Genomic DNA, 26,125 nt, shown 5'->3' with positions numbered 1-26,125 from the left:
CGGTGCGGGCCACCGGCCGCGTGGCCCATCTGGTCCAGCGCGACCTCGCCGTCACCGAGGCCGCCCATCTCGATCATCTCGTCGCCGACCTCCTCGACGACGCGACGACCGCGCTCGGCCCACTCGACGTCGTCGTCGTCAACGCCTGGCCCCAGGACGTCACCGCCTGGGCCGACCTCGACACCGCGGCCTGGGACGCGATGCTGAACGGCGGCCTGCGGCCGGCCCAGGCGTTGATCGCTCAGGCCCCCGACCACATGACCCATGACGGCGTCATCGTCACGATCGGCTCGATCGAGGGCTTGCGCGCAGCCTCCGGCCATTCCTCGTATGCCGCGAGCAAGGCCGCGCTCCATCACCTCACCGCGGCCGCGGCATACGAATTGGGGCCGGTGGGCCTGCGCGTGGTCGGTGTCGCCCCCGGGCTCGTCGACCGCCCCGGGCTGGCGCAGGACTGGCCGGACGGGCACGGGCGGTGGTGCCGTGCGAGCGCCCTCGGGAGGCCGGTGGCGCCCGAGGAGGTGGCAGCCGTCGTGGCCTTCCTGGCATCCCCCGCCGCCGGTGCAGTCACCGGGGTCACCGTCCCGGTGGACGCCGGATGGAGCGCGTCACCCGGCTGGTGAGGCTGCTGTGACCCCATCCGTCACGGCAGCCCCGGCAACCCCAGCGGGTCAACTCCCGAGTAACGACCCTGCAACAGCAGGCGCGACGCGATGGGGGCATGTGTTGGGCGGACGTAGCATTGCGCCACCCAGCCTCTTCCCCAAGGAGAACCCTCAATGAAGGCCAAGCGTTACCTGGTCGCCGGTGCGGCGACAGCTCTCGCCCTCGGGCTGACCGCCTGTGGCGGCAGCACCGGTTCCACCGGCTCCGGCTCCAGCGCTTCGGGCGCGGCGAGCGACGACAGCAACTGCGCCGACGCGGCCGTCTTCTGCATCGGCCTGGTCACCGACACCGGCAAGGTCGACGACAAGTCCTTCAACCAGGCTTCGCACGAAGGTGCCAAGGCTGCGGCGGCCGCCGACGGTGGCTTCTACAAGTACGTCGAGACCCAGGACGCCAAGGACTACGCCGCCAACATGGCGCAGTTCACCAACAAGAAGTACGACGTCGTCGTGACGGTCGGCTTCCTCATGACCGACGCCACGGCCGAGGCCGCCGCCGGTTCGCCCGACACCAAGTTCATCGGTGTCGACCAGTTCTTCGACCCGGCCACGGTCACCGCCAAGAACCTCACCGGCATCCAGTACCCCGAGGACCAGGCCGGCTACGGCGCGGGCTACCTCGCGGGTCTGATGACCAAGACCAACAAGATCGGCCAGGTCCTCGGCCTCGAGATCCCGCCGGTCCAGAAGTTCGCCAAGGGCTACGAGGCCGGCGCCAAGGCCGCCAACCCGGCTGTCCAGGTCACGACTGTCTACCACCCGGCCGGCGACAACGCCTTCAACGACCCGACGTGGGGCGCCGCCGAGGCCAAGAAGCAGCTCGACCAGGGCGCCGACTTCATCTTCGGCGCGGGCGGCAACACCGGCAACGGTGCGCTCCAGGAGGTCGCCAAGGCCACCGGCGCCGGCGACACGGTCTTCTGCATCGGTGTCGACACCGACCAGTGGGACACCGTCCCGGCTGCTCAGAAGTGCCTCATCACCTCCGCCACCAAGGAGCTGAGCAAGAGCGTCACCGACACCATCGCGGTGGCCAACAAGGGTGACTTCGAGGGCCTGACCACGATGGGCAGCGCGGGCCTCGCGCCGTTCCACGACTTCGACAGCAAGATCCCGGCCGACGTCAAGACCAAGGTCGAGAAGGTCGTCAGCGACCTCAAGTCGGGCGCCCTCGAGACCGGCGTCACGCTCTGATCGAACTGATCACCCCGATCAGGGCCACAGCGAATCGGCACTGATCACGCACAGAGGGGCGAGTCCCGGGACTTCCGGGACTCGCCCCCCTACGCTGTACCGCACATGTTCGGGCGCAGCCCGGCCACACGGAGATGGAGTGCCACGTGAGCGTGACCCCTGAGCCCCCGCCGACCACGGCGCCGACGAAGGCACCGAACCCGCCGGAGGAGCCCAGCGGCGCCGGCCTGTTCAGCCTGATCCTGCGTCGGCAGAGCATCGTCGTCATCCTCGTGGCCCTGCTGGGCTCCGCCCTCATCGGCGCCGCGCTGATCCGCTACCAGGGCGTCAGCCCGTGGTACGCCTACCAGACGATCTTTAAGGAGGCGCTGCTCGTCGACGGTGGGCTGACACGCACCCTGCTCAAGACGGCTCCGCTCATCCTCACCGGTCTCGCGGTCGTCATCCCGTTGCGCGTGGGCCTGTTCAACATCGGTGGCCAGGGCCAGTTCGTCATCTCCGCGGCCGTGGCCGGTGTCACCGCGTATGCCGCGCGCGGGGCCGGTTTCGGCGCCCTGATCATCGGTCTCCTCGTCGGTGTGCTCGTCGGCGCCATGTGGGCCTCCATCGCCGCCCTCCTCAAGACCTGGCGCGGTGTGCACGAGGTGATCACGACGATCATGCTCAACAACATCGCCGCCGGAATCATCTGGTGGATGGTCACCACTGGTCCGGGGGCCTTCAAGAACACCAGCCAGATCCCGATGACCGGCCCGATCGACAAGGCGGCCTGGATGCCGACGATCGCCGGCATCCCCCTCGGCTTCGTCATCGCCGCCGCGCTCGCGATCCTCTGTGGCTGGATGCTCAGCCGCACGACGATGGGTTTCCGCTTCGACACGGTCGGGAAGAACAAGTTCGCCGCCGGGTATGCCGGCATCCCGATCAACCGGGTCATCCTCCTCTCGATGGTGCTCGCCGGAGGGCTCGCGGGCCTGGCCGGCGCCATGGAGGTGCACGGGGTCATGCACCACTTCGAGCCGGCCATCGGTGGCACCTTGGGCTTCGACGGCATCACCATCGCCCTGCTCGCCCGGTCCAACCCGATCTGGACGATCCCGGCCGCCTTCCTGGTCGGCATCCTGCGCACCGGCGCCGCCGGCCTGCAGTTCGCCACCGGCATCGCGCCCGAGATCGTCGACCTGATCCTCGCGATCACCCTGCTGCTCGTGTCGATCCCGGTCCTGGGTCGGTGGATCTTCCGGAGCAGGGCCGACAAGGTCCAAGCCGCCGCGACGAGCTGGGGGAACTGACATGGCCGCGTGGATCCAGCGCAACAAGTTCTCGGTCATCCTGGGCGTCGTCGTCCTCGTCCTGGCCTACATCTACTACTTCTCCGACAAGACGACCGCCCTGTCGATGTACCGCTACGCGTGGACCTATGCCGTCCCGCTCGTGCTCTGCGCCCTCGTCGGTGTCATCGGCGAGCGCAGCGGGGTCGTCAACATCGGCATCGAGGGCCAGCTGCTCGTCTCCGCCTTCGCCGGCTTCTTCGGCGCGGCCTACAGCGGCTCCCTCATCGTCGGCATCCTCTCCGGCGTGGGGTGCGGCCTCATCCTCGGTGGCTTCCTCGCCTGGACGACAGTCAAGTGGCGGATGGACCAGATCATCGCCGGTGTCGTCCTCAACATCGTGGCGACCGGCATCACGTCCTTCTACTACAAGCCCGGGCAGTTGCTGCCCGCCCTGATGCCGCACTGGTCGATCCCCGGCCTGTCGAGCATCCCCCTCATCGGGGAGGTCTTCTTCAAGGGCACCGGCGTCATCGCGCTCATCGCGATCATCGCCGTCTTCGGCATCCACTTCGGGCTCTTCAAGACCACCTGGGGCCTGCGCACCCGGGCCATCGGTGAGTACCCGTCGGCCGCCGACACCGCCGGCATCAACGTCATCACGATGCGGCTGGTCAATGTCACCCTCGCCGGCGCCCTGGCCGGCCTGGCCGGCGTCTTCTTGTCGATGGACTCCACGAGCTCCTTCGAACGCGGCATGAGCGCCGGACGAGGCTTCCTCGCCCTGGCCATCATGATCTTCGGCGCGTGGCGACCCCTCCGGGCGGCGGCAGCGGCGCTGTTCTTCGGTTTCGTGACCGCCGCGGCCAGCCAGTTGCAGGCTGACCAGGTCATCAACGTCCCGCCGCAACTGGTCGGCACCCTCCCCTATGTCCTCACCCTCGTCGTGCTGGCGGTGGCCGCCGGTCGGGTGCGAGCACCCGGCGCGGTCGGTCAACCCTTCGTCAAGGAAGGCAAGTGATGAGCACTCCCGCCAACGACGGCACCCAGCCCCGCGGCATACCCACCGAAGGCACGCCGACCGAGTACGACCCCACGGTCCCTGAGGTCGACACCTCGGAGGAGCACCTGGCGGCGATCGTCACCAACGAGGAGATCCTCGCGCTGCCGGCCGAGGTCTCCGGTTTCGGCGCCGGCAACGTCGGTGAGGTCATCCTCGACGTGAAGAACCTCTCGAAGTCCTTCGGCAGCGTGCACGCCAACAAGGACATCACCCTGCAGGTGCGGCGCGGCGAGATCGTCGCCCTGCTCGGGGAGAACGGCGCCGGCAAGTCGACCCTGATGAACCAGATCTTCGGGCTCATCACCCCCGACACCGGCGAGGTGACGATCAAGGGCGACAAGACCCCGATCAAGGACCCCAGAGACGCGATCTCGCGCGGGATCGGGATGGTGCACCAGCACTTCCAGCTCGTGCCGGTCATGACCGTCGCCGAGAACGTCATGCTCGGTCACGAGACCACCAAGGGCGGCGTGCTCGACCTCGACACGGCGCGACAGATGGTGCGTGAGCTCTCCGAGAAGCACAATCTCGCCGTCGACCCGGACGCCGACGTCGAGGACCTGCCCGTCGGCACCCAGCAGCGGGTCGAGATCGTCAAGGCGCTCTCGCGCAAGGTCGACCTGCTCATCCTCGACGAGCCGACCGCGGTGCTCACCCCGCAGGAGACCGACGAGTTGCTCGGGGTCATGCGTGACCTCGCCAACGGTGGCACCTCGATCGTCTTCATCACGCACAAGTTGCGCGAGGTGCTGGCCGTCGCCGATCACGTTTATGTGCTGCGGCACGGCGCCGTGGTGGGCGAGGTCACCGACATCGCCAACACGACGACGACGGACCTGGCCACGATGATGGTCGGCCGCTCGGTCGTGCTCAATGTCGAGAAGGACGCGGCGACCCCGGGCGAGGTCGTCCTCCAGATCGAGAACCTCCACGTCAAGGACGATCGCAACCTGGGCGCCGTCAATGGCTTCGACCTGCAGGTGCGGGCCGGTGAGATCGTCGGCGTCGCCGGTGTCGAGGGCAATGGTCAGCGCGAGCTCGTCGAGGCCCTCGCCGGCATGCGCAAGGTGGTCTCGGGCACGATGCGCCTTGGGGATCTGGACCTGACCAAGGCCAACCCCTACCAGACCCATCACGCCGGGGTGGGGCACATCCCCGAGGATCGCGAGAAGCACGGACTGGTCGGCGCCTACTCGATCGCCGACAACCTGGTGCTCAACGAGTACGACCAGGAGCCCTTCGCCAAGAGCGGCGTCCGTCAGTTCGACAAGATCCGCGCGTATGCCGAGAAGTTGCGTGAGGAGTTCGACATCCGTTCCAGCGGGGTCGGGCAGTCGGCGGGGTCACTGTCGGGTGGCAACAAGCAGAAGGTCGTCGTCGCGCGCGAACTGACCTTCGGACCCAAGCTGCTCATGGCCGCCCAGCCGACCCGTGGCGTGGACGTCGGGTCGATCGAGTTCATCCACAAGCGGATCGTCGCCGCCCGCGACGGTGGCGCCGGGGTGCTGCTGGTGTCCGCCGAACTCGACGAGATCCTCTCGCTCGCCGACCGGATCGCCGTCGTGCACGGTGGCCAGGTCGTCAAGGAGATGCCCGCCGAGGGTGCCGACCGGGCCGAGATCGGCCGCCTCATGGCCGGCGACCACTGAGGCCCGTCCGAACCCTCCACATTTCTCAACCCAGTTCGTCGACCTGCGCACCGACCAGCCCACGCCGTCCCCATTTCCCAACCCAGTTCGTCGATCTGGGCACTGACCAGCCCAGGTCGTCCCCATTTCTCAACCCAGTTCGTCTATCCCCGGCCGACCAGCCAACATGGCCGTGATCAGGCCGGCAGCCAGGTGGGCCACCAGAGCGGGTGGTTGCGCGGGCAGGTGTCGACGCTGCGACTCATCCCAACCTACGTTTTCGTAACCTACGGTTCCGTAGGTTACGCTGAGACCGTGACCCTGACATCGCCGCGCCCCACCGCGCCCGCCAGCCGACCGCGCGTCGGCGACGTCGTGCGCCGCGTCGCCGGTGCCTTGGCGAGCCCACTGGTTCCGGCCGACTATCTGGATCTCTTCGACCCGCTGCGCTCGGGCGCCGACCTGCGCGGTCGGGTTGTCTCGGTGACGCCCGAGGGTGCCGATGCCGTCACGACAACCATTCGCCCGGGGAAGGGATGGCGGGGCCACATCCCCGGCCAGTACATCCGGATCGGGGTCGACATCGACGGCGTCCGCCAGTGGCGCGCCTACTCGCTCACCCACGACGCGCGCCGCACCGACGGGCTCATCACGATCACCACCAAGGCCATCCCGGACGGCAAGGTCAGCGGCTTCCTCGCCGCCGGCGGCCTCACCCCCGGCACGCTCGTCCACCTCGACCAGGCGACCGGGGACTTCACGCTCCCGCGGGTTGCGCCCACCAAGGTCCTCTTCGTCACCGCCGGCTCGGGCATCACCCCGGTCCTGGGAATGCTGCGCAACCACCTCGCCGACCTCCCGGACGTCACCCACGTCCACATCTCCCCGTCGGCAAGCACCGCGCTCTTCGCCACCGAACTCCAGTCGTATGCCGCGCGCTCGGCCGAGCGCCCGGCATACCGCCTCGTGGAGCGCCACGACGACACCGACGGCTTCACCGACCTGACCCGCGACCTCGACGCCCTCGTGCCCGACTGGCGCGAGCGCGAGGCCTGGGTGTGCGGTCCGACGGGCCTGCTCGACTCTGCCGAATCCCTCTGGGAGACAGCCGAACTCACCCATCAGCTCCACGTCGAGCGCTTTCGCCCGACCATCATCGAGGGCGGTGAGGGTGGCGAGATCACCTTCCTGCGCACTGACGTGTCCGTCGATGCGGACGGCACCACCCCGATCCTCGACGCCGGCGAGGAGGCCGGCGTCCTCATGCCGAGCGGCTGCCGCATGGGCATCTGTTTCGGCTGCGTCGTGACGATGCGTGAGGGCGCCGTGCGCGACCTGCGCACCGGGGAGGTCACGATCGCCGAGCCCGGTGACGAGCTCCCCATCCAGACCTGCATCAACGCCGTCGCCGGCACCTGCGACCTCGACCTCTGACCTCCACCCAACCGAAAGTTCACTATTGGTGACTTTCGGTTGGAACCAAGACCACTCGCCAGAACCCACCAATAGTGAGCTTTCTGCACAGGGAAGGAACCCTCCGCATGACCCTCGCTCCGGAACGTCCCACGATCGCCCCCACGGAGCCGCACCACGTCGGCAGCACGCATGCGAGCACGCGGCACCACAGCGGCTCCAGCCGCCTGCGCAACGAGGCACCGGCGGCGGCGCCGGCGGCATACCGCAAGGGTGGGCGACCCAACCCGATCGCCCACCTGACCCCCGCGCAGATCGAGGCCATCGGTGTCGAGCTGGACGCGATCCAGAAGGAGGTCATGGACTCCCGTGGCGCCAAGGACGCGGCCTACATCCGGCGCGTCATCAAGGTCCAGCGCTCCCTGGAGCTCGGCAGCCGCGCGGTCCTGCTCTTCTCCGGCGTCAAGGTCAAGGGGATCCGCCCGGCCTGGTGGATCGGCACCGCCGGTCTGGGCCTGGCCAAGATCCTCGAGAACATGGAGATCGGGCACAACGTCATGCACGGCCAGTGGGACTGGATGCGTGACCCGAAGATCCACAGCACCGCGTGGGAGTGGGACAACGCCTCCCCGAGCAGCCAGTGGAAGCGCACCCACAACCAGATGCACCACACCTTCACCAACGTCATCGGGCGCGACAACGACCTCGGCTACGGGATCATGCGCGTCGACGAGGACCAGCGGTGGAGCCTGTTCCACCTCTTCCAGCCGATCTGGCACGTGGGCAATGCGCTCCTCTTCGAGTACGGCATCGCTGCCTATGACCTCGAGCTCGGCGGGTACATGGCAAAGCGCAAGCGGATGACCCCCGAGGCGAAGGCCGAATGGCGCGCCGAGGCGATGAAGACGGTGCACAAGATCCGCGCCCAGATGACCAAGGACTATGTCGTGCACCCGACGATGGCGCTGCCCTTCGGCGGCCCGGCCAATGCCGTGCACACCCTCACCGCCAATGTCGTCGCCAACCTGATGCGCAACCTGTGGACCAACACGGTCATCATCTGCGGGCACTTCCCCAAGGGGATCGAGACCTTCGAGGTCGCGGGGATCGACAACGAGACCCGGGGCGAGTGGTACCTGCGGCAGATGCTCGGCTCGGGCAACATCTCCGGCTCCAAGGCGATGCACGTCATGACCGGCAACCTCTCGCACCAGATCGAGCACCACCTCTGGCCGGACATGCCGAGCAACAGGTATGCCGAGGTCGCGCCCAAGGTGCGCGAGCTCATGGAGCGCCACGGCCTGAAGTACGTCTCCGGCCCGCTGCTCACCCAGGCCGCGTCGGTCTATGTCAAGGTCGTCGAGCTCTCGCTGCCCAACAAGGTGCCCGGTCGTCGGCGCCGCGACATGATCAGGCTTGCCGCCAAGAAGGCCTGGCGGACCCGGAGCCTGGGCCGCTTCAGCTGACGCAATCTCGCGGTGCCTCACGTCCAGAAGTTGTCCAACTTCTTCGAGCGTCGCGTGTCGGCCTACCAGGTGGGGGTGGGTGGCTCGGTGGGCTTCGACGAGGACTTCTGAGTCCCGACCGAACGCAAAGGCGAGGTATGCCGTTGCCGCTGGCTCCACGGCATACCTCGCTTTGACCGCTGGGCACGCTGGGAAACAGGATCGTGACCGTCCCGCGAAACCGATGAGTAATCGTGACGAGCAAACGTTGCTTGTTCGGCCTAGGTTGTTCATCGTGAGTTCACTGGCGAGCACTGCGGACGGGGCAGATTCCGGACCCGTGACGACTTCCGTCGGCGACCGCCGCGACCAGAAGCGTGACCCTCGGGTGCCGTTCGGGCCACCGCCGCTTCGTCGGGCGGGCCGCAAGGGTGAATGGCTGCTCGCCGCTGGCCTGCTGATCCCGAACCTCGCGCTCCTCTTCGTCTTCGTCTACCGGCCGCTGCTCGACAACATCCGGCTGTCCTTCACGGACTGGAACATCAGCAGCCCGCAGGCCAACTACATCGGCTTTGCGAACTACGTCGAGTGGTTCGGCCGGGACGACACCAAGACGGTCTTCTTCAACACGGCCGTCTTCACGATCGCCACGGTCGTGCTGTCGATGGCGCTCGGCCTGGCGCTTGCCCTCCTGCTCGACCAGAAGCTCAAGGGCCGCAACCTCGTGCGCTCGGTCGTCTTCGCGCCCTTCGTCATCTCGGGTGCGGCCATCGGCGTGGCCTTCCAGTTCGTCTTCGACCCCAGCTTCGGCCTGATCCAGGACCTGCTCGCCAAGATCGGCGTCGCGAGCCCGGACTTCTACCAGAAGCCCGGCTGGGCCCTCTTCATGGTCACGGCGACTTATATCTGGAAGAACCTCGGCTACTCCTTCGTCATCTACCTCGCGGCCCTGCAGGCCCGACGCGGGGACCTCGACGAGGCGGCCGAGATCGACGGTGCCAGCAAGTGGACCCACTTCCGCAAGGTCCTGCTCCCCCAGTTGCGCCCGACGACCTTCTTCCTGTCGATCACCGTGCTGCTCTCCAGCGTCCAGGTCTTCGACATCATCTATGCGATGACTCGCGGTGGGCCCATCGGCAACGGCACGATGACGCTGGTCTTTCAGGTCTACCACGAGACCTTCGTGAACCAACGGGCCGGTTACGGTGCGACGGTGGCGACCGTCATGTTCCTCATCCTGCTCGTCGTGACCGCAGTGCAGGTCCGCTTCATGGACAGGGAGCAGCGCGCATGAGCGGGCAGGCAGAGTCGGCCATCCAGGGCCAGGGCCGCGTCGGCAAGGTCTTCGGGTATGCCGCGATGGTTGCCGTCCTGGCCGTGATCGCCGTGCCGCTCTTCTGGATCGTCGTCACGAGCTTCAAGGCGCACGACCACATCTACGTCCGGCCGGCGGAATACCTGCCGATCCCCTTCACCCCGGAGAACTACTCCGACGTGACGACGCGGATCCCCTTCTTCGCCTACTTCCGGAACTCGGTGATCATCACTTTCTTCACGGCCGGCATCAAGATCGTGCTCGGGGTGCTCTCGGCGTATGCGCTGTCGCTGCTCCGCTTCCCGGGTCGGGGCATCCTCTTCGTCGTGATCCTCGCGGCGCTCATGGTGCCCAACCAGATCACGATCATCAGCAACTTCGCCCTCGTCGCCCAACTCGGCTGGAAGAACACCTTCCAGGGCATCATCATCCCGCTCGCCGGCGTCGCCTTCGGCACCTTCCTCATGCGCAACCAGTTCCTGTCGTTGCCTCACGAGATCATCGAGGCGGCGCGCATGGATGGTGCCGGTCCCTTCAAGCTGCTCTGGCGCGTGGTCATGCCGCTGTCCTGGCCGACGCTCGTCGCCTTCTCGCTGATCACCATCGTCAACGAGTGGAACGAATACCTCTGGCCCTTCCTCATGTCCGACGACGAACGCACTGCGCCCTTGCAGGTCGGCCTGACCATGCTGCAGAACAACGACGGGGTGACCAACTGGGGGCCCGTCATGGCCGGGACGGTGTTGACCATCCTCCCGGTGCTCATCCTCTTCCTCGTCCTGCAACGCCAGATGATCAAGGGCCTGACCTCCGGGGCCGTCAAGAGCTGAACCGTCAAACCAGAGCTGAACCGTCCAACGAGCACCACTCCCGCAAGAGAAAGCGACACCATGAACACCTTCTCCCGTCGAGGCTTCCTCGGCTTGGCCGGCGTCGCCGGCACCACCATCGGGCTGAGCGCCTGTGCCGGCACCGGTGGCGGCAGCTCCACCAGCTCGTCGAGCGCCTCGGCCTCGGCGATGCCCAAGAACACCGGCCCGGCCACCGGCACGATCGAGTTCTGGTCCAACCACCCCGGCACCTCCAAGGACACCGAGCTCGCGATCATCGCCGAGTTCGAGAAGGCCAACGCCGGTGCCAAGGTCAACCTGGTCGATGCGGGCAAGAACTACGAAGAGGTCGCGCAGAAGTTCAATGCCGCCCTCGCCGGTGGCCAGCTGCCCGACGTCGTCGTCGTCTCCGACGTGACGTGGTTCAACTTCGCCCTCAACAAGCAGCTCGCCCCGATCGACGACCTCGCCAAGACGATCGACGTCGACACCAGCGACTACGTCGACGCGCTCCTGGGTGACTACAAGTTCGAGAACGGTCACTACGCGCTGCCCTACTCGCGCTCGACGCCGCTCTTCTACTACAACAAGGACCTCTGGTCCAAGGCCGGTCTGGAGGACCGCGGCCCCAAGGACTGGACCGAGATGAAGGACTGGATGGTCAAGCTCAAGGCCGTCGTCCCGGACGGCGGCGGCGTCATGGGTTCGGCCGACGGCTCCAACTACCTCGCCTGGGTCTTCCAGAACCTGCTGTGGGAGTTCGGTGGCGGCTACTCCAAGGACTGGAAGCCGACCTTCACCGACGCCAAGACCCTCGAGGGTGTCACCTTCTTCCAGGACCTCGTCAAGCAGGGCTACTACAAGTTCGGCAAGGCCCCCGACGCCGACTTCGGCGCCGGCCTGACCGCCTGCGCGATCATGTCCACCGGGTCGCTCGGTGGCGTGACGAAGAACGCGAAGTTCCCCTTCGGCACCGCCTTCCTGCCCGGCAAGGACAACTGCCCGACCGGTGGCGCCGGCGTCGGTATCCCCGCCGGCCTGGATGACGCACGCAAGGTGAACGCGATGAAGTTTGCCGCCTTCCTCACCAACGCCAAGTCGACCGTGACCTTCACCCAGGCCACCGGCTACATGCCGGTCCGCAAGTCGGCCCTCCAGGAAGAGGCGGAGAAGGACTTCCTGGCCAAGAACCCCAACGCCCAGACCGCCGTCGAGCAGCTGCCGCACACGCGCAGCCAGGACAATGCGCGCGTCCTCGTCCCCGGCGGGGACGCCAAGATCGGCAAGGCGCTCGACCAGATCGTCGCCGGCGAGGACCCCAAGACCGTGATGGAGGCCCTCCAGAAGGACATCCAGACCGTCATCGACAGCCAGATCACCCCCAAGCTCCCCAAGAGCTGACCCCTTCGGTATGCCGCAGGCTCGCCTCCCCTCGCCGGCCACGTCCCGGCTGTGCCATCGCGAGCAACATCGCGTGCTACGTCGCAGTAAGTGTCGCTGAAGCAGCACCTACTGCGACGTAGCCGGCAACCTGGCTGGCGAGCCCGCGGCATACCGTCCATTGACCACCACCACCGAGGAGACCGATGGCCACCGTCCTGTTCGACGAGGCGACCCGCAAGTACCCCAAGACCGAGGTGCCGGCCGTCGACAAGGTCACACTCGAGATCCCCGACGGCGAGTTCCTCGTGCTCGTCGGGCCGTCGGGCTGCGGCAAGTCGACGACGCTGCGGATGCTCGCCGGGCTGGAGCCGGTGGACGGCGGACGCATCCTCATCGACGGGCACGACCAGGCCGGGGTGCGACCGCGCGACCGTGACATCGCCATGGTCTTCCAGAGCTATGCGCTCTACCCGAACATGACTGCCTTCGAGAACATGGCCTTCGCCCTGCGTAACGCCAAGGTCGAGAAGGCCGAGGTGGAGCAGCGCGTCACCGAGGCCGCCAAGATCCTCGAGCTCGAGGGCCTGCTCACCAAGAAGCCGGGCCAGATGTCCGGCGGCCAGCGCCAACGCGTTGCCATGGGGCGTGCGATCGTGCGCCAGCCCAAGGTCTTCTGCATGGACGAGCCGCTCTCCAACCTCGACGCCAAGCTGCGCGTCTCGACCCGCTCCCAGATCGCCCAGTTGCAGCGCCGGCTCGGGGTGACGACGGTCTATGTCACCCACGACCAGGTCGAGGCGATGACCATGGGCCATCGCGTGGCGGTCCTCAAGGACGGCAAGCTCCAGCAGAGCGACACCCCGGCCAAGCTCTATGACGAGCCGGTCAACACCTTCGTCGCCTCCTTCATCGGCAGCCCGGCCATCACGATGACCCGCTCCGCGGTCCGCGAGGGTGAGGTCACGATCCACGGCCTGCCCGTCAGTCTCGACCGTTCGACGCTGAGCGCCGCCCGTGGGGACGTGGTGGTCGGTTTCCGGCCGGAGGCGTGGCAGGTCGTCGGCGCAGGCGAGCCCGGGATCGACGTCGCCGTCGACCTGGTCGAGTCGCTCGGCTCGGAGGCCTTCGTCCACGGCGAGCCGGCGCGCTCCCACGACGACGCGACGGTGGCCATTGGCGCTGACCGGGTGACCTTCAAGGTCATCGGCAAGACCGACCTCGACGTCGGCGACACCGTGCGGATCGCGCCGATCGCCGAGCAGGCCCACGTCTTCGACGCCGAGTCGGGGATGCGCCTGCGATGAGCGCCTGGCCGCACGTCCCCCTCGACCTCCAAGGGCATCGCGGGGCACGCGGTCTGGCCCCGGAGTCGACGATCGCGAGTTTCGACGCCGCGATCGCGCACGGGGTGACCGGGATCGAGTTCGACGTCCGACTCACCGGTGACGGTGAGGTCGTCGTCTGGCATGACCCCACCCTCGAGGCCGCCAAGTGCGTCTTCGAGGGGGAGGACCTCACCGAGGCCCTGGTCGCGGACCTCACCCTGGCCCAGTTGCGCAGCGTCGACGTCGGGAGCCGAACGCTCGCGGCATACCCACATCAGGTGGCGGCACCCGGGTCACGGATCCTCACCCTCGCCGAACTCTTCGATCGGTATGCCGCGGCTCACCCCACGCTGTGGTGGACCGTCGAGGTCAAGGTCGACCCGACCGACCCGCGCGAGGTGGCGACGCGAGAAGAGTTGACGCGCAGGGTGATTGACGCGATCAAGGACGCCGGCGTCGAAGGGCGCAGCTTCGTGCACTCCTTCGACTGGGCCGTGCTGGAGCTGGCCCGCGACATCGACCAGTCGTTGATCCTGTCGGCGCTGATGGTGCCGGGCATGCCGGTCGAGGATGTTCGGCCGTGGACCGGTTCACTGGACCCGGCCGACTTCCCCGATGAAGTCGCGGCAGCGGCTGCATTGGGGGCGTCGGTGTTCTCGCCCTACTGGACCTGGTGCACGCCGGACAACGTCGCGCGCGCCCACGAGCTTGGTCTGGCCGTGCTGCCTTGGACGGTCAATGAGGTCGCTGATCTCGAGGCGATGAAGGCAGCTGGGGTGGACGGTCTGGTCACCGACTACCCCGACCGCTGGACCGCTGTCTGAAGCTCCTCGACAGGCCATGCTCCCGCGCGAGATGAGCCGCGGCATACGCCGTTGATGCTGGCAGGCTGAGCGCATGGTCGAGATCGCGCTCATGGTGGTCGCGGCGCTCATCATCGGCTACAGCAAGACCGCCCTGGGCGGCCTGGCCGTCATCTCGGTCGCGATCTTCGCGACGATCATGCCCGCCAAGGAGTCGACCGCCGCGATCCTCGCCGTCCTCATGGTGGGCGACCTCATCGCGTGTTGGCACTACCGTCGCGATGCCGACTGGTCCCTGATCCGCCGGTTGCTCCCGGCCGTGCTGCCGGGGCTGGTGCTCGGCACGCTCTTCCTTCGCGTCGTCGACGACACCGTGCTCAAGCGATCGATCGGCGGCGTGCTGCTCGTGCTCGTGCTCCTCCAATTGTGGCTCAAGACACGGGGAAGCGGCGCGACAGCGAGCGCCACGCACGAGCGACCGGCCGCCGCGTGGAGTGCCGGCACGGCCGCCGGTTTCGCGACGATGACGGCCAATGCTGCCGGCGCCGTGATGACGCTCTACCTCTCGGCGTCGGGCATCGACAAGCGTCGCTTCGTCGGCACCAATGCGTGGTTCTTCCTCATCGTCAACGCGACCAAGGTGCCCTTCTCCGTGGGCCTCGGGCTGATGCACTGGAGTGATGCGGGCCGTGCGCTCGCCCTCGCGCCGGCCGTGCTGCTCGGTGGTCTGCTCGGCTACGCGACGATCAAGCGCATCAGCCAGGCCCGCTTCGACGTCGCGGTGCTGGCAGCGAGCGCCGTGGCCGCCGCCGCGCTGCTCGTCCGCTGATCTGCACCCTCACGCCCCAAGTCGAGTGGACAGAAATCGTCGCCTGAGCGCCCAATGAGCCGACGATCTCTGTCCACTCGATCGGCCGTGGGATCAGACGCGAGCCTCGAACCAGCCCGGCACCCCGCCACCCGCCACTCAACGCAGGCGGGTCGGGATGTTGTGCGGAGTGACGACCTGCACCTCAGCCGCGACCGACGTCGGGGCCCCGGGCAGCAAGCGGTGGGCCCGCAGCAGTTGTCGCCCGGCCCGCGCGAGATCGGCCCGCATGTCGTGGTGCAGCACCGCCTGCAGCACCCCGGTCCGCAGGAGTGCCGGGTTGTCGGCGTCGAGGTCGTGCCCGAGATACAGCCGTGGAGGCGCCCCTGCTCAGGGTCCTCGTCCGCGCCGACACGCGCAACGGGCTGAGTCGCAACTCCTCCGTGATGGTGGACAAGGTGACCACCATCCGACGGAGCAACGCGCAGTCGACCCTCGGCCACTTGGACACGCCCTCGCTGGTCGAGGTCGAGCGGCGGCTGTGGTGCTCCTCGGTGTCGTTCGCTGCACGCCTCGCGACGACGTCAGAAGCCGAGGTTGCGGGCCGAGGCCCGGATCGCGTCGGCACTGGCGGTGAGGCGCGCGAGCTCGCCGTCGTCGAGAGGCACCTCGAGCCGCTGCCCGGCGCCACGCGCATTGACCAGGGTGGGCACCGACATGCAGACGTCGGTGATGCCGTGCCAGTCCTGCAGCAGCGTCGAGATGGGGAGCACGCGGTTCTCGTCGCGGCGGATGGACTCCACGATGCGAGCGACGGCCAGCCCCACGGCATAGTTGGTCGCGCCCTTGCCCGCGATCACCTCGTAGGCGGCGTTGACCACTTGATGCGCGATCTCGTCACGGCGCGCCGGCCCGAGCCGACCGGTCTGCTGCTCCCAGCTCGTGAGCGGCACGCCACCGATCGCGGCCGAGGACCACAGCGGCACCTCGGTGTCACCGTGCTCGCCCGCCATGTAGGCGTGGACATTGCCGACGGCCACCTCGCACGCCTCGGAGACGAGCCAGCGCAGCCGGGACGAGTCGAGGACGGTGCCCGAGCCGAAGATGCGGTCCGGCGGCAGGTCGGTGATCTTCAGCGACGCGTAGGTGACGACGTCGACGGGGTTGGTCACGAGGACATAGATGGCGTCGGGAGCCACCGCCTGCACCGCCGGCAGGACCTTCTTCATGAGGTCGACGGTCGCGCCGGCGAGGTCCATGCGCGTCTGGCCCGGCTTCTGCTTGGCGCCGGCCGTCACGACGACCACGTCGGAGCCACCGCAGATCTCGACGTCGTCCGATCCGTCGATCTCGGCCTCGGGGACGAACATCGCCCCGTGCCCGAGGTCGAGCACCTCGGCCCGCACCTTGGCGGCGTTGATGTCGTGCAGCACGACCCGTCGGGCCGCTCCGCGCACGAGCATCGCGTAGGCCGAGGTGGCCCCGACCGCCCCGGCGCCGACCACGGCCACCTGGAATCGCTCTCCGCGCATGCCGCCAGCCTATTGCCGCGATGCGGCGTCCGGCCAAGGGTGAAGGCTCGTCGGGAGGCGATTCAGGAGTTCTGGGGGAAGCCCAGGTTGATGCCGGCGTGGCTCGGGTCGAGCCAGCGGGAGGTGATGACCTTGCCGCGGGTGTAGAAGTGGACACCCTCCATGCCGTAGGCGTGGCTGTCGCCGAAGAGCGAGGCCTTCCAGCCGCCGAAGGAGAAGAAGGAGACGGGGACGGGGATCGGCACGTTGATGCCGACCATGCCGACCTCCACCTCGTTCTGGAAGCGGCGGGCGGCGCCACCGTCGTTGGTGAAGATCGCGGTTCCGTTGCCGTAGGGGTTGTCGTTGATGAGCTTGAGGCCCTCGTCGTAGGAGCCGACGCGCACGACCGACAGAACCGGGCCGAAGATCTCGTCGTCATAGATCGGCATGCCCGGCGCGACCTTGTCGAAGAGCGTCGGGCGCAGGAAGAAGCCCTCGCCGTCGGCGTCGATGTCGCCCTCGCGACCGTCGACGATCAGCTCGGCACCGGCCTCGACGCCGAGGTCGAGGTAGGACGCGACCCTGTCGCGGTGGACCTTGGTGACGAGCGGACCCATGTCGGGGTTGCGGGTGCCGTCGCCGGTCCGCAGCTTGGCCATCCGCTCCTTGATCTTGTCGATCAGCTCGTCCGCGATGGGCTCGACCGCGATCAGTGCCGAGATCGCCATGCAGCGCTCACCGGCCGAGCCGAAGCCGGCGTTGATGGCGGCGTCGGCGGCCAGGTCGAGGTCGGCGTCGGGGAGGACGAGCATGTGGTTCTTGGCGCCACCGAGAGCCTGGACGCGCTTGCCGTTGGCGGTGGCGGTCTCGTAGACGTACTTCGCAATCGGGGTGGAGCCGACGAAGGAGACGGCCTTGACGTCGTCGTGCTCGAGCAGTGCGTCGACGGCTTCCTTGTCGCCGTGGACGACGTTCATGACGCCCTCGGGAAGACCGGCCTCCTGCCAGAGCTTGGCGACGGCGTTGACGGCCGACGGGTCCTTCTCGGACGGCTTGATGACGACGGCGTTGCCGCAGGCGATGGCGATCGGCACGAACCACAGCGGGACCATGGCGGGGAAGTTGAACGGGCTGATGATCGCGACCACACCGAGCGACTGGCGGATCGAGAAGACGTCGACGCCGGTCGAGACGTTCTCGGAATAGCCACCCTTGAGCAGATGCGAGATGCCACAGGCGAACTCGGCGACCTCGAGGCCACGCATGACCTCACCGAGGGCGTCGGAGGTCACCTTGCCGTGCTCGGCGGTGATGAGCTCGGCGATCTCGTCCTTGCGCTCGTTGAGCAGCTCGCGGAACTTGAAGAGGATCTGCGTGCGCTTGGTCAACGTCGAGTGCTGCCACTCGTTCTCCCACGCGACCTTCGCCCCGCGCACGACCTCGTCGACCAGCTGCGGCGTGGCCAGGTCGAGCACACCGGTCTGCTCGCCGGTGGCGGGGTTGTAGACCGGCGAGGTGCGCTCGGCCGGTCCATCCCACTCGGCTCCGGCGATGAGGTGGGTGATGCGGGTCGGGCTCATGGCACTCACGCTTTCGTGGTCGATCGAGATTTGTTAGGACAAACTAGCATGAGGACGGTGTCACGCGGAAGGGTGCCCGGGGTCCAGCCACCTACTGATCTCGTCCCAGCACAGACCATCCCTCGTCCGGCGCATCGGGAGACGGCATGATCGAGCCATGACCTCCGCAGACATCGCCGCCGCTGACACTTCCCGGGTCTTCCACTCCTGGTCGGCCCAAGGCTCGCTTGCCCCGCTCGCCATCGCCGGCGGTGAGGGCAGCACCGTCTGGGACCACGACGGCAAGCGCTACCTCGACTTCTCCAGCCAGCTCGTCTTCACCAACCTCGGGCACCAGCACCCCAAGGTCGTCGCCGGCATCGTCGAGCAGGTGCAGCAGTTGGCGACCATCGCTCCGGCGCACGCCAATGAGGCTCGGGCCAAGGCAGCCGAGTTGATCCTCGACCGCGCGCCCGAGGGCTTCGACAAGGTGTTCCTCACCAATGGCGGCGCCGACGCCAACGAGAACGCCATCCGGATGGCGCGCCTGGTCACCGGACGCGACAAGGTCATCTCCCGGTATCGCAGCTATCACGGCAACACCGGAGCGGCGATCGTCGCCACCGGGGACTGGCGCCGGGTGCCCAACGAATTTGCTCGTGGCCACGTCCACGTCTTCGGCCCCTACCTCTATCGATCGGAGTTCTGGGCAACGACGCCGGAGGAGGAGTCAGCCCGCGCGCTGCACCACCTCGAGCGCGTCATCCAGGCCGAGGGACCCCAGTCAGTCGCGGCCATCCTGCTCGAGACCATCCCGGGCACGGCCGGCGTGCTCATGCCGCCGCCGGGCTATCTCGCGGGCGTGCGCGAGATCGCTGACCGCTATGGCGTCATCCTCATCCTCGACGAGGTCATGGCCGGCTTCGCCCGCACCGGTGAGTGGTTCGCGCTCGATGCCTTCGACGTGCGGCCGGACCTGATCACCTTCGCCAAGGGCGTCAACTCCGGCTATGTGCCCGTCGGCGGCGTCATCATCTCCGAGCCGATCTCGGCGGCCTTCGACGAGCGCGTCTTCCCCGGGGGCCTGACCTATTCGGGCCACCCCCTGGCCGCGGCCAGCATCGTCGCCAACCTCACGGCCATGGCGGAGGAGGGCGTCGTCGAGCACGCCCGACAGATCGGGACCGACGTGCTCGGCCCTGGCCTCGAGGCACTCGCGGACAAGCACGACGTCATCGGTGAGGTGCGCGGGACCGGAGTGTTCTGGGCGGTGGAGTTGGTGGCGGACCGGGGTTCACGCGAGCCCTTGGCGGCGGCCGACATGGGTCGCCTCAAGGGTGACCTGACCCAGGCCGGTCTGCTCCCCTTCATCGCCGACAACCGGCTGCACGTCGTGCCGCCGGCGGTCGTCACCGCGGATGAGGTCGCCCAAGGTCTGGAGATCATCGACGGCGCGTTGTCGCGGCTCTGACGCAGCGCACCCCCCGGCGCTGAGACCGAGTCGCCGGTCACTTGGGGGCCAGAGCGTGGCCGCTGGCGCACGCATGGGGTCGAACGCCGTCAGCTCGGCCCGGTAGGCCGGCTCGAAGCGCTCCATGAAGGACCACTTCTGCGGCCCGGGCGGGAAGGTCACGCCGGGCTCGGCGGACGTGAACGCATAGGAGTCGTCCAGCCCGACCGAGAGCGACCCGTCGGAGCCGTGGACCTCCATGCGCACGTCGTGCCCGCCACCTTTGTAGCGCGTCGCCGTCACGACGACGAGGGTGTCGTCCTCCATCGTCAGCACCGCCGCCGCGGTGTCGACGTCACCACCGTCGGTGAAGAACTTGTCGCCCTTGTTGGCGCCCACGGCATACACGCTCTTGACCTCTTGGCCGGTCACGAACCGCAGGATGTCGAAGTCGTGGACCGAGCAGTCGCGGAAGAGGCCGCCGGAGGTGGGGATGTATGCCGCGTGCGGCGGACTCTGGTCATGGGTCGCCGCGCGGATCGTGTGGATGAAGCCCAGCTCGCCGGCTTGCACGGCCTCGCGCAGGCGGCGATAACCGTTGTCGAAGCGGCGCTGGAAGCCGATGTGGACCGGCACGTCCGACTGAGCAGCCAACTGCGCCAACTCGATCGAGCCCTCCAGGTCACCGGCGACCGGCTTCTCGCAGAAGGTCGGCACGCCCGCGGCGATCGCGGCCTTGAGCAGGTCGGCGTGGGTGTGGGTGCCGGTGGTGATGACGAAGCCGTCGATGCCGGAGGCGAGCAACTCCTCGATGCTGCCCACCGTCGTGGCGCCGACCTCATCGGCCACCCGGGCAGCTGACTCGGGCACCACGTCGAAGAGGACGAGCTCGTCCACCTCGGGCAGCCCGACGAGGATCTTGGCGTGGAAGGCGCCGATCCGGCCGGTGCCGGCGAGGCCGATCTTCATGAGGGTCTCCAGTGGGTCGAAAGTTGCTGCGGGACAGCGGTTCTCGAGGTCTTTTCAGGCAAGTCGAGGGTCGACCGGCAGGTCCGGCCACGACTCGCGCACCCAGGCATGAGCAGGGTCGTCACAGATCAGCCAGGCCCGTTCGGGTCCGGGGCCGGCCATGACGTTCAGGTAGTACAGGTCGGCGTCCGGGGAGATCAGCGCACTCGCATGGCCGTACTGCGACGCGGCCACGGTGACATTGCCCGCGCTGCCACCGAGGAACTTGGCAAAGCTCTCGACGCCCTCGAGCCCGACGCCGGACTGCATCGGATAGAGGTCGACCCCCACGCGCCCGATGGCCAGGACGTCGAAGGGCTTGAGGTGCATCGGTGCCCTTTCCACCCGTCCAGGAGGGCGCAGCGGCCGCGGCGCCTGAGGAGCCGCTGATCGACCCGGTGCCAGCATGGCGAGGAATGTCATTTGTTAGAACATTCTTTTCTCTCTTTGTTCTGAGAGCAGGACATACACTCGATTTGTGCTGCAGATCCCCGTCACCATCGACCGCTCCTCGCCGGTCCCGCTCTATCACCAGCTCTATGAGCAACTCTCGGCCGCCATCGAGACGGGGCGACTCAAGCCCGGCGACGCCTTCGAGAACGAGTTGGCCCTTGCCGACCGCCTCCAGTTGTCGCGGCCGACCGTGCGGCGGGCCATCGCTGAACTCGTCTCGCGCGGGCTCCTCGTCCGTCGCCGCGGCGTCGGCACCACCGTCGCCAGCCAGGTCATCCACCGCCGGGACGAGCTGACCAGTCTCTTCGACGACATCTCGCGCCGCGGCCAGAAACCGACGACCGAAGTGCTCGACTTCGTGCCCGACCTCGAGAACCCGGTCGCCGCCGAGGCCCTCGGCCTGCCCGCCGACACCCCGCTGCTCTTCATCGAGCGCCTCCGCCTGGCCGGCGACGTGCCGACCGCCGTCATGCAGAACTGGATCCCTCCCCGCTTCGCCGATCTCACCGAGAGCGAGGTCGCCAAGGGATCTTTGTATGCCGCGTTGCGGGCTCGCGGGGCCCGCCCGGCTGTCGCTCACCAGACGATCGGGGCACGGCGTCCGAGCGCCAAGGAGCGTCGCCTCCTCGCCCTGGCGGCCGGCGACCCCCTCCTGACGATGAGCCGGCGCGCCTATGACGGGGACGGCTCGGCGGTCGAGTTCGGCGACCACTGCTACCGCTACGACCAGTACACCTTTGACGTCACGGTCCACGAGAGCTGACCCGCACCCCGCCTTGACACCTTGGTGCCCGCGTGAGTCTTCGCCGTGGCGAGCACTCACGCGGACGCAAGGCCGTCCCTCGACTGCCCGGGCTCGCCGTGGATCGGCTCGATCGACCCGCGCGACCACCCCGACGTCGCGGCCGCGGTCGCGGCCCTTGGTGACGAGGTCATCTCGCCGTACTACCTGTGGTGCCTGCAGGACGGCTTCGTGGCGCGGGCCCACGAGGAGGCCCTGGGAGTCCTGCCGTGGACGGTCAACGAACCGTCCGACCTGGACGCCGCCCGGGAGGCCGGCGTTGACGGCCTGGTGACCGACTATCCCGACCGGGTGGCACTGCCCCGACCCGCCTGACCGCGATCGAGGAGCGCGCCGCCGGCCACCCCGAGCGCAGCACAGACCATCGCCGCCACGAACGGGTACTCGAAGCCGAGCAGCGCCATGGACCACGGGTCCGGCGCGGGCAGGAAGCTCGCGGGGTCCTGGCCGACGGTCGGCACGTCCTGCAGGCGGCGCGCCGAAATGAACTCGGATACCCCGTTGAACAGCCCGAGCAGGAGCGCCATCATCCCCCACGTCCACAGGGCCGGCCAGCCGTGGCGCCGCCCGTCGCGGAAGGACCAGAGGAGGATCACCAGGCCCCCGACAGCGAAGGCGAAGAGCCCGGCACCGATGTTGGCGCCGCCGCTGTCGTCCCCCCGCGTGGTGACCCAGTCGAAGCCCTTCCCGGCCAACCACCCCACGGCGAGCACGACGGCCAGACGGAGCACAGCCCCCGCGGCATACCTCATGTGGTCATCCTGCGCCGACAGGAGCCCGAGGCTCGCATCCCGCCACTCGCGCTTCCAGGCGGCCCGTGCCGTGCCCACCACCTCGGCGACGAGCTCGGCCGAGGTGAGATCGAGGACACCGGTCTCTCAGAAGGGGTCGTCGATGACGTGACGGAGGTACTGGCGGGGGGCGGAGAGGAAGCGTCGGTAGTGGTCGACGACCTCGAGGTCCTCCCACCGGCTCTCCCGTATGCCGTGTCCGCCCAACTCCAGCACCCGCGCCCCGGGGATGGCCGCGATGAGGGGCGAGTGCGTGGCGACGAGCACCTGCGCGCGCGGCCGGCGAGCCATGTCGGCGAGCTCGGCGACCAGGTGCAGCTGGGCCTGGAAGGACAGGCCCGCCTCCGGCTCGTCCATGACGAAGAAGCCGTCCTTGGCGAACCGGCTCGAGCCCAACAGGGCGACGAAGGACTCGCCGTGCGAGAGCGTGTGGAACTCCGGGTCGCGACTCCACGGGCTCTCGGACCGATTGGCGGACAGATAGGAGAAGAGCCCGTGCATGGTCTCGGCACGCACGAAGTAGCCCCACTTGCTCGCCCCCGCGCCACGCACGAGGGTCAGCCACTCGTGGAGCGGTGACTCGCTGGCAAAGGTCTGGTGACGCGCACCCGTCGATCCGCCCTCGACTCCCAATCCGTATGCCGCGGCGATCGCCTCCACGATCGTCGACTTCCCCGAGCCGTTCTCACCGAGAAGGATCGTGCAGTCGGCCAGGTCGAGCCCGTTCTCGAGAAGTTGCACGACGGCCGGGACCGTGAGCGGCCAGACCGGTGTCGGCGGTCGATCCCCAGCCGCTGGCTCGGGGGCGTCGGGCTCCTCACCGGGCAGCACGGCATACGAGGCCCCCTCGACGCGACGGACCGGAAGCCGGCTGAACTCCACGCCCAAACGCTAGCCGCCGCCACCGACGGCGACCCCCTCCCCGGCAGGTACAGGGGGCTCCCAGCGCACGTCCAGCGCGGCGGCATACCCTTGACCCTTGTGACCGACACGCCCGCCGCTCCCGAGGAGTCCCTGCCCGAGCAGATGCGGATCCGTCGCGAGAAGCGTGATCGCCTCCTCGCCGCCGGCACCGCGCCCTATGTCTTCGACGCGCACCGGACGCACACGCTGGCGCAGGTCCGCGAGCAGTGGGGGCACCTCGAGACCGGCGAGGAGACCCAGGACGTCGTCACCGTCGCCGGGCGGGTGGTCTTCATCCGCAACACCGGCAAACTCGCGTTCGCGACCCTGCAGGAGGGCATCGGCACCCGCCTGCAGGTCATGCTCAGCCTGGCCGAGGTCGGCGAGGATGCACTGGCCGCATGGAAGTCCGATGTCGACCTCGGTGACCACGTCGCCGTCACCGGCCGCGTCATCTCCAGCCGCCGCGGCGAACTCTCGGTGATGGCCACGTCGTGGATCCTGGCGAGCAAGGCGCTGCGCCCGATGCCGGTGCTGCACAAGGAACTCTCCGAGGAGAGCAGGGTCCGTCAGCGCTATGCCGACCTCATCGTGCGCCAGGAAGCCCGCGACATGGTCCGCACCAAGGCCCGCATCATGTCGGCCATTCGTCGCGAAATGGAGAAGCAGGGCTATGTCGAGGTCGAAACCCCGATCCTGCAACTGATCCACGGTGGCGCGGCGGCGCGACCGTTCACGACGCACATGAACGCGTTCGACCAGGAAATGACCCTGCGCATCGCCCTCGAACTCAATCTCAAGAAGGCGATCGTCGGGGGTGTCGACCGGGTCTACGAAATGGGTCGAATCTTCCGCAACGAAGGCGTCGACGCCACGCATTCACCCGAATTCACGATGCTCGAGGCCTATCAGGCCTACGGCGATCAGCAGACCATCGGCGCCCTCATCCGCGACCTCTACCTGGCGGCCGCCGATGCCTACGGGTCCCGCCAGATCGAGACCGATCAGGGCACCATCGACCTCGACGGTGAGTGGCGGTGGGTCTCGGTCTATCCGGCCGTGAGCGCCAAGGTCGGCGAGCGGGTCACCGTGGACACCCCGGTCGAGACCCTTCGGGGGTATGCCGCGGCGCACGACATCGCAGTCGACCCCGCCTGGGACAAGGACAAGGTCTTCCTCGAGCTGGTCGCCGAGCTCGTCGAGCCCGATTGTGTCCAGCCGACGTTCCTGTGCGACTACCCGGCCATCGCGCAACCGTTGGCGCGAGCCCACCGCAGCGAGCCCGGCCTGATCGAGGCTTGGGACCTGATGATCGGCGGGGTCGAGCGAGGCACCGGCTTCTCCGAGCTGATCGACCCCGTCGTCCAGCGCGAGGTCCTCACCGCCCAGTCGATCAAGGCGGCTGGTGGCGACCCCGAGGCGATGCAGCTGGACGAGGACTTCCTGCGCGCCCTGGAGTACGGCGCGCCCCCCATGGGTGGTCTCGGGCTGGGCATCGACCGGCTCGTCATGCTCTTCACCGGCGCCAACATCCGCGAAACGATCCTCTTCCCCCATCTCAAGGCCGAGGGCTGATTCCCGTGCCTAACTGGTGGTCCGACATCTGGCCCTATCTGGCCGCAATCCTGCCGACGATCTGTGTCAGCATCCTTTTCTACTTCATCATCAAGGCGATGATCGAGGCAGATCGCCGAGAGCGCATTGCGCAGGCAAAATGGGAAAAGGAGCACCAGCCCAAGGATTCTTCGCCCCCGAAATAGCGCTCACGTCCATTTATGGATTATTGTGGCCGCAACAATTCACATTTTGGAAGGCGGCATCATGGCCAAGAAGGTCACCATCACCCTCGTCGACGACATCGACGGCACCTCGAGCGCCGACGAGACGGTGTCCTTCTCGCTCGATGGGGTGAGCTACGAGATCGACCTGTCCTCGGACAATGCCGGCAAGCTGCGCGACGCCCTGGCCATCTATGTCGCCAACGCAGAGCGCATCGGTGGCCGCAAGTCGACGGGCCGCGCGGCCAGTGGCAACAGCCGCAAGCAGGTCGGTGATATCCGGGAGTGGGCTCGCGCCAACGGTCACACCGTCAACGACCGCGGCCGCATCCCCGCCGACATCCAGGCCGCCTACGACAAGGCGCACGCCTGAGCCTGGCCGAGGCGCTCACCCGCGAGCATCCCTGGCTGACCTTCTGCGACGCCGACGAGCCCGGGGACTGGCTGAGCCTGACCCTCGATCCGATTCCGTGGCAGCAGGCGCTCGTCGCGCAGAACGCACGGTGGTACGCCGGCGTCGACGCCCCCCAGGTCGCCGCCGCCTTTGTCCTGCAGTACCTCCTCCAGATCCCCGCCCACACCCTCGGGTATGCCGCGGGGCTGGCCGACCCTCCCCCCGAGCCTGAGGCGAGGGCGCACGGCTGGGCCGCCCAGCTGAGCTTCACCCTCGGGCCGAACCACGTTCCGGATCGCGTTCGGCTGCCCAGGCTGGCCCGACCGCCCA

At 68.0% G+C, this 26,125-nt stretch carries 25 protein-coding genes and 3 pseudogenes; 20 read left to right on the top strand and 8 right to left on the bottom strand.

Annotated features, from left to right (window positions below; genetic code table 11):
- From BN10_RS00125 to BN10_RS00065, 13 genes are all read left to right on the top strand, one after another.
- On the top strand, positions 1–623 hold a 623-nt coding region (locus BN10_RS00125), incomplete at its 5' end, for an SDR family NAD(P)-dependent oxidoreductase (RefSeq protein ID WP_051369579.1).
- A gap of 156 nt (positions 624–779) precedes the next feature.
- Complete coding sequence (locus BN10_RS00120; RefSeq protein ID WP_010849095.1) at positions 780–1,859, top strand: BMP family ABC transporter substrate-binding protein; 1,080 nt, start codon at positions 780–782, stop codon at positions 1,857–1,859.
- A 146-nt stretch (positions 1,860–2,005) separates the two neighbouring features.
- A complete protein-coding gene (locus BN10_RS00115) occupies positions 2,006–3,151 on the top strand; it encodes an ABC transporter permease (RefSeq protein ID WP_010849094.1) in 1,146 nt (381 codons plus the stop codon).
- A 1-nt stretch (position 3,152) separates the two neighbouring features.
- Positions 3,153–4,151: an ABC transporter permease gene (locus tag BN10_RS00110; RefSeq protein ID WP_010849093.1), complete on the top strand. Its 999-nt coding sequence runs from the start codon at positions 3,153–3,155 to the stop codon at positions 4,149–4,151.
- The gene (locus BN10_RS00105) at positions 4,151–5,842 is read left to right on the top strand and encodes an ABC transporter ATP-binding protein (RefSeq protein ID WP_010849092.1); all 1,692 of its coding nucleotides are present in this window, start codon (positions 4,151–4,153) and stop codon (positions 5,840–5,842) included. The genes BN10_RS00110 and BN10_RS00105 overlap by 1 nt, the downstream gene beginning before the upstream one ends.
- 294 nt (positions 5,843–6,136) lie before the next feature.
- Positions 6,137–7,255 carry a ferredoxin reductase gene (locus BN10_RS00100; RefSeq protein ID WP_084310824.1) on the top strand — a complete coding sequence of 373 codons (1,119 nt, stop codon included), beginning with the start codon at positions 6,137–6,139 and terminating at the stop codon, positions 7,253–7,255.
- Positions 7,256–7,362: 107 nt separating this feature from the next.
- A complete protein-coding gene (locus tag BN10_RS00095) occupies positions 7,363–8,700 on the top strand; it encodes a fatty acid desaturase family protein (protein WP_010849090.1) in 1,338 nt (445 codons plus the stop codon).
- Between the two features lie 223 nt (positions 8,701–8,923).
- Entirely contained in the window at positions 8,924–9,973 is a 1,050-nt protein-coding gene (locus BN10_RS00090; protein WP_010849088.1) for a carbohydrate ABC transporter permease, read from the top strand.
- The gene (locus BN10_RS00085) at positions 9,970–10,824 is read left to right on the top strand and encodes a carbohydrate ABC transporter permease (RefSeq protein ID WP_010849087.1); all 855 of its coding nucleotides are present in this window, start codon (positions 9,970–9,972) and stop codon (positions 10,822–10,824) included. The genes BN10_RS00090 and BN10_RS00085 overlap by 4 nt, the downstream gene beginning before the upstream one ends.
- A gap of 60 nt (positions 10,825–10,884) precedes the next feature.
- Complete coding sequence (locus tag BN10_RS00080; protein WP_010849086.1) at positions 10,885–12,225, top strand: ABC transporter substrate-binding protein; 1,341 nt, start codon at positions 10,885–10,887, stop codon at positions 12,223–12,225.
- Positions 12,226–12,410: 185 nt separating this feature from the next.
- A complete protein-coding gene (locus tag BN10_RS00075; RefSeq protein WP_010849085.1) occupies positions 12,411–13,511 on the top strand; it encodes an ABC transporter ATP-binding protein in 1,101 nt (366 codons plus the stop codon).
- On the top strand, positions 13,508–14,356 hold the full coding sequence (locus BN10_RS00070) for a glycerophosphodiester phosphodiesterase family protein (RefSeq protein WP_010849084.1): 849 nt from the start codon (positions 13,508–13,510) through the stop codon (positions 14,354–14,356). The genes BN10_RS00075 and BN10_RS00070 overlap by 4 nt, the downstream gene beginning before the upstream one ends.
- 73 nt (positions 14,357–14,429) lie before the next feature.
- Complete coding sequence (locus BN10_RS00065; RefSeq protein ID WP_010849083.1) at positions 14,430–15,164, top strand: sulfite exporter TauE/SafE family protein; 735 nt, start codon at positions 14,430–14,432, stop codon at positions 15,162–15,164.
- A 138-nt stretch (positions 15,165–15,302) separates the two neighbouring features.
- Here the strand turns inward: BN10_RS00065 and BN10_RS16535 are convergent, their stop codons facing one another.
- From BN10_RS16535 to BN10_RS00055, 3 genes are all read right to left on the bottom strand, one after another.
- Positions 15,303–15,449 (bottom strand): hypothetical protein, encoded by a 147-nt coding sequence (locus BN10_RS16535; RefSeq protein WP_156917072.1) that lies wholly within the window; start codon positions 15,447–15,449, stop codon positions 15,303–15,305.
- 278 nt (positions 15,450–15,727) lie between these two features.
- Entirely contained in the window at positions 15,728–16,675 is a 948-nt protein-coding gene (locus tag BN10_RS00060; protein ID WP_010849081.1) for an L-lactate dehydrogenase, read from the bottom strand.
- A gap of 62 nt (positions 16,676–16,737) precedes the next feature.
- Entirely contained in the window at positions 16,738–18,237 is a 1,500-nt protein-coding gene (locus BN10_RS00055) for a CoA-acylating methylmalonate-semialdehyde dehydrogenase (RefSeq protein WP_010849080.1), read from the bottom strand.
- 157 nt (positions 18,238–18,394) lie between these two features.
- Here BN10_RS00055 and BN10_RS00050 point away from each other — a divergent pair, with 157 nt between their 5' ends.
- Positions 18,395–19,687: an aspartate aminotransferase family protein gene (locus BN10_RS00050; RefSeq protein ID WP_010849079.1), complete on the top strand. Its 1,293-nt coding sequence runs from the start codon at positions 18,395–18,397 to the stop codon at positions 19,685–19,687.
- A gap of 267 nt (positions 19,688–19,954) precedes the next feature.
- Here the strand turns inward: BN10_RS00050 and BN10_RS15970 are convergent.
- The 3 pseudogenes from BN10_RS15970 to BN10_RS18145 form a co-directional block, all read right to left on the bottom strand.
- Positions 19,955–20,635 (bottom strand): annotated as a pseudogene (locus BN10_RS15970) (Gfo/Idh/MocA family protein); the annotation flags it as partial.
- Positions 20,636–20,689: 54 nt separating this feature from the next.
- Positions 20,690–20,833, bottom strand: a pseudogene (locus BN10_RS18150) (5-deoxy-glucuronate isomerase); the annotation flags it as partial.
- A pseudogene (locus BN10_RS18145) lies at positions 20,816–21,004 on the bottom strand (5-dehydro-2-deoxygluconokinase); the annotation flags it as partial. The pseudogenes BN10_RS18145 and BN10_RS18150, both read right to left, overlap by 18 nt.
- 148 nt (positions 21,005–21,152) lie before the next feature.
- On the opposite strand from BN10_RS18145, the gene BN10_RS00040 reads away from it, so the two are divergent.
- Both BN10_RS00040 and BN10_RS00035 read left to right on the top strand, forming a co-directional pair.
- A complete protein-coding gene (locus tag BN10_RS00040) occupies positions 21,153–21,890 on the top strand; it encodes a GntR family transcriptional regulator (RefSeq protein WP_010849076.1) in 738 nt (245 codons plus the stop codon).
- Between the two features lie 45 nt (positions 21,891–21,935).
- A complete protein-coding gene (locus BN10_RS00035) occupies positions 21,936–22,244 on the top strand; it encodes a glycerophosphodiester phosphodiesterase (protein ID WP_010849075.1) in 309 nt (102 codons plus the stop codon).
- Here the strand turns inward: BN10_RS00035 and BN10_RS00030 are convergent.
- Positions 22,208–22,681: a hypothetical protein gene (locus BN10_RS00030; protein ID WP_156917071.1), complete on the bottom strand. Its 474-nt coding sequence runs from the start codon at positions 22,679–22,681 to the stop codon at positions 22,208–22,210. The two genes, BN10_RS00035 and BN10_RS00030, sit on opposite strands and share 37 nt — an antisense overlap.
- Before the next feature lie 126 nt (positions 22,682–22,807).
- Positions 22,808–23,602 carry an AAA family ATPase gene (locus tag BN10_RS00025; protein WP_010849073.1) on the bottom strand — a complete coding sequence of 265 codons (795 nt, stop codon included), beginning with the start codon at positions 23,600–23,602 and terminating at the stop codon, positions 22,808–22,810.
- Positions 23,603–23,746: 144 nt separating this feature from the next.
- On the opposite strand from BN10_RS00025, the gene lysS reads away from it, so the two are divergent.
- From lysS to BN10_RS17580, 4 genes are all read left to right on the top strand, one after another.
- Entirely contained in the window at positions 23,747–25,198 is a 1,452-nt protein-coding gene (lysS, locus tag BN10_RS00020) for a lysine--tRNA ligase (protein ID WP_156917264.1), read from the top strand.
- A 5-nt stretch (positions 25,199–25,203) separates the two neighbouring features.
- Positions 25,204–25,383 carry a hypothetical protein gene (locus BN10_RS00015; RefSeq protein ID WP_010849071.1) on the top strand — a complete coding sequence of 60 codons (180 nt, stop codon included), beginning with the start codon at positions 25,204–25,206 and terminating at the stop codon, positions 25,381–25,383.
- 61 nt (positions 25,384–25,444) lie between these two features.
- A complete protein-coding gene (locus tag BN10_RS00010; RefSeq protein ID WP_040750184.1) occupies positions 25,445–25,774 on the top strand; it encodes a histone-like nucleoid-structuring protein Lsr2 in 330 nt (109 codons plus the stop codon).
- Positions 25,687–26,125, top strand: a 439-nt coding sequence (locus BN10_RS17580; RefSeq protein ID WP_233354222.1) for a hypothetical protein, incomplete at its 3' end; no start/stop codon positions are given. The genes BN10_RS00010 and BN10_RS17580, both read left to right, overlap by 88 nt.

Source organism: Phycicoccus elongatus Lp2 (assembly GCF_000367525.1).
In the GTDB taxonomy this organism is placed as follows: Bacteria; Actinomycetota; Actinomycetes; order Actinomycetales; family Dermatophilaceae; genus Phycicoccus_A; species Phycicoccus_A elongatus.
The sequence above is the reverse complement of the archived record's forward strand: the minus strand, read 5'-3'. Positions and strand labels throughout refer to the sequence as shown.

Excerpts from the sequence above, each read along its gene's own strand:
- BN10_RS00080 (WP_010849086.1), top strand. The coding sequence starts at position 10,885 with ATGAACACCTTCTCCCGTCGAGGCTTCCTCGGCTTGGCCGGCGTCGCC.
- BN10_RS00120 (WP_010849095.1), top strand. The coding sequence starts at position 780 with ATGAAGGCCAAGCGTTACCTGGTCGCCGGTGCGGCGACAGCTCTCGCC.
- BN10_RS00065 (WP_010849083.1), top strand. The coding sequence starts at position 14,430 with ATGGTCGAGATCGCGCTCATGGTGGTCGCGGCGCTCATCATCGGCTAC.
- BN10_RS00110 (WP_010849093.1), top strand. The coding sequence starts at position 3,153 with ATGGCCGCGTGGATCCAGCGCAACAAGTTCTCGGTCATCCTGGGCGTC.
- BN10_RS00055 (WP_010849080.1), bottom strand. The coding sequence starts at position 18,237 with ATGAGCCCGACCCGCATCACCCACCTCATCGCCGGAGCCGAGTGGGAT.
- BN10_RS00105 (WP_010849092.1), top strand. The coding sequence starts at position 4,151 with ATGAGCACTCCCGCCAACGACGGCACCCAGCCCCGCGGCATACCCACC.
- BN10_RS00060 (WP_010849081.1), bottom strand. The coding sequence starts at position 16,675 with ATGCGCGGAGAGCGATTCCAGGTGGCCGTGGTCGGCGCCGGGGCGGTC.
- BN10_RS00050 (WP_010849079.1), top strand. The coding sequence starts at position 18,395 with ATGACCTCCGCAGACATCGCCGCCGCTGACACTTCCCGGGTCTTCCAC.
- BN10_RS00030 (WP_156917071.1), bottom strand. The coding sequence starts at position 22,681 with ATGAGGTATGCCGCGGGGGCTGTGCTCCGTCTGGCCGTCGTGCTCGCC.
- BN10_RS00095 (WP_010849090.1), top strand. The coding sequence starts at position 7,363 with ATGACCCTCGCTCCGGAACGTCCCACGATCGCCCCCACGGAGCCGCAC.
- BN10_RS00085 (WP_010849087.1), top strand. The coding sequence starts at position 9,970 with ATGAGCGGGCAGGCAGAGTCGGCCATCCAGGGCCAGGGCCGCGTCGGC.
- lysS (WP_156917264.1), top strand. The coding sequence starts at position 23,747 with ATGCGGATCCGTCGCGAGAAGCGTGATCGCCTCCTCGCCGCCGGCACC.
- BN10_RS00070 (WP_010849084.1), top strand. The coding sequence starts at position 13,508 with ATGAGCGCCTGGCCGCACGTCCCCCTCGACCTCCAAGGGCATCGCGGG.
- BN10_RS00075 (WP_010849085.1), top strand. The coding sequence starts at position 12,411 with ATGGCCACCGTCCTGTTCGACGAGGCGACCCGCAAGTACCCCAAGACC.
- BN10_RS00090 (WP_010849088.1), top strand. The coding sequence starts at position 8,924 with ATGAGTAATCGTGACGAGCAAACGTTGCTTGTTCGGCCTAGGTTGTTC.
- BN10_RS00010 (WP_040750184.1), top strand. The coding sequence starts at position 25,445 with ATGGCCAAGAAGGTCACCATCACCCTCGTCGACGACATCGACGGCACC.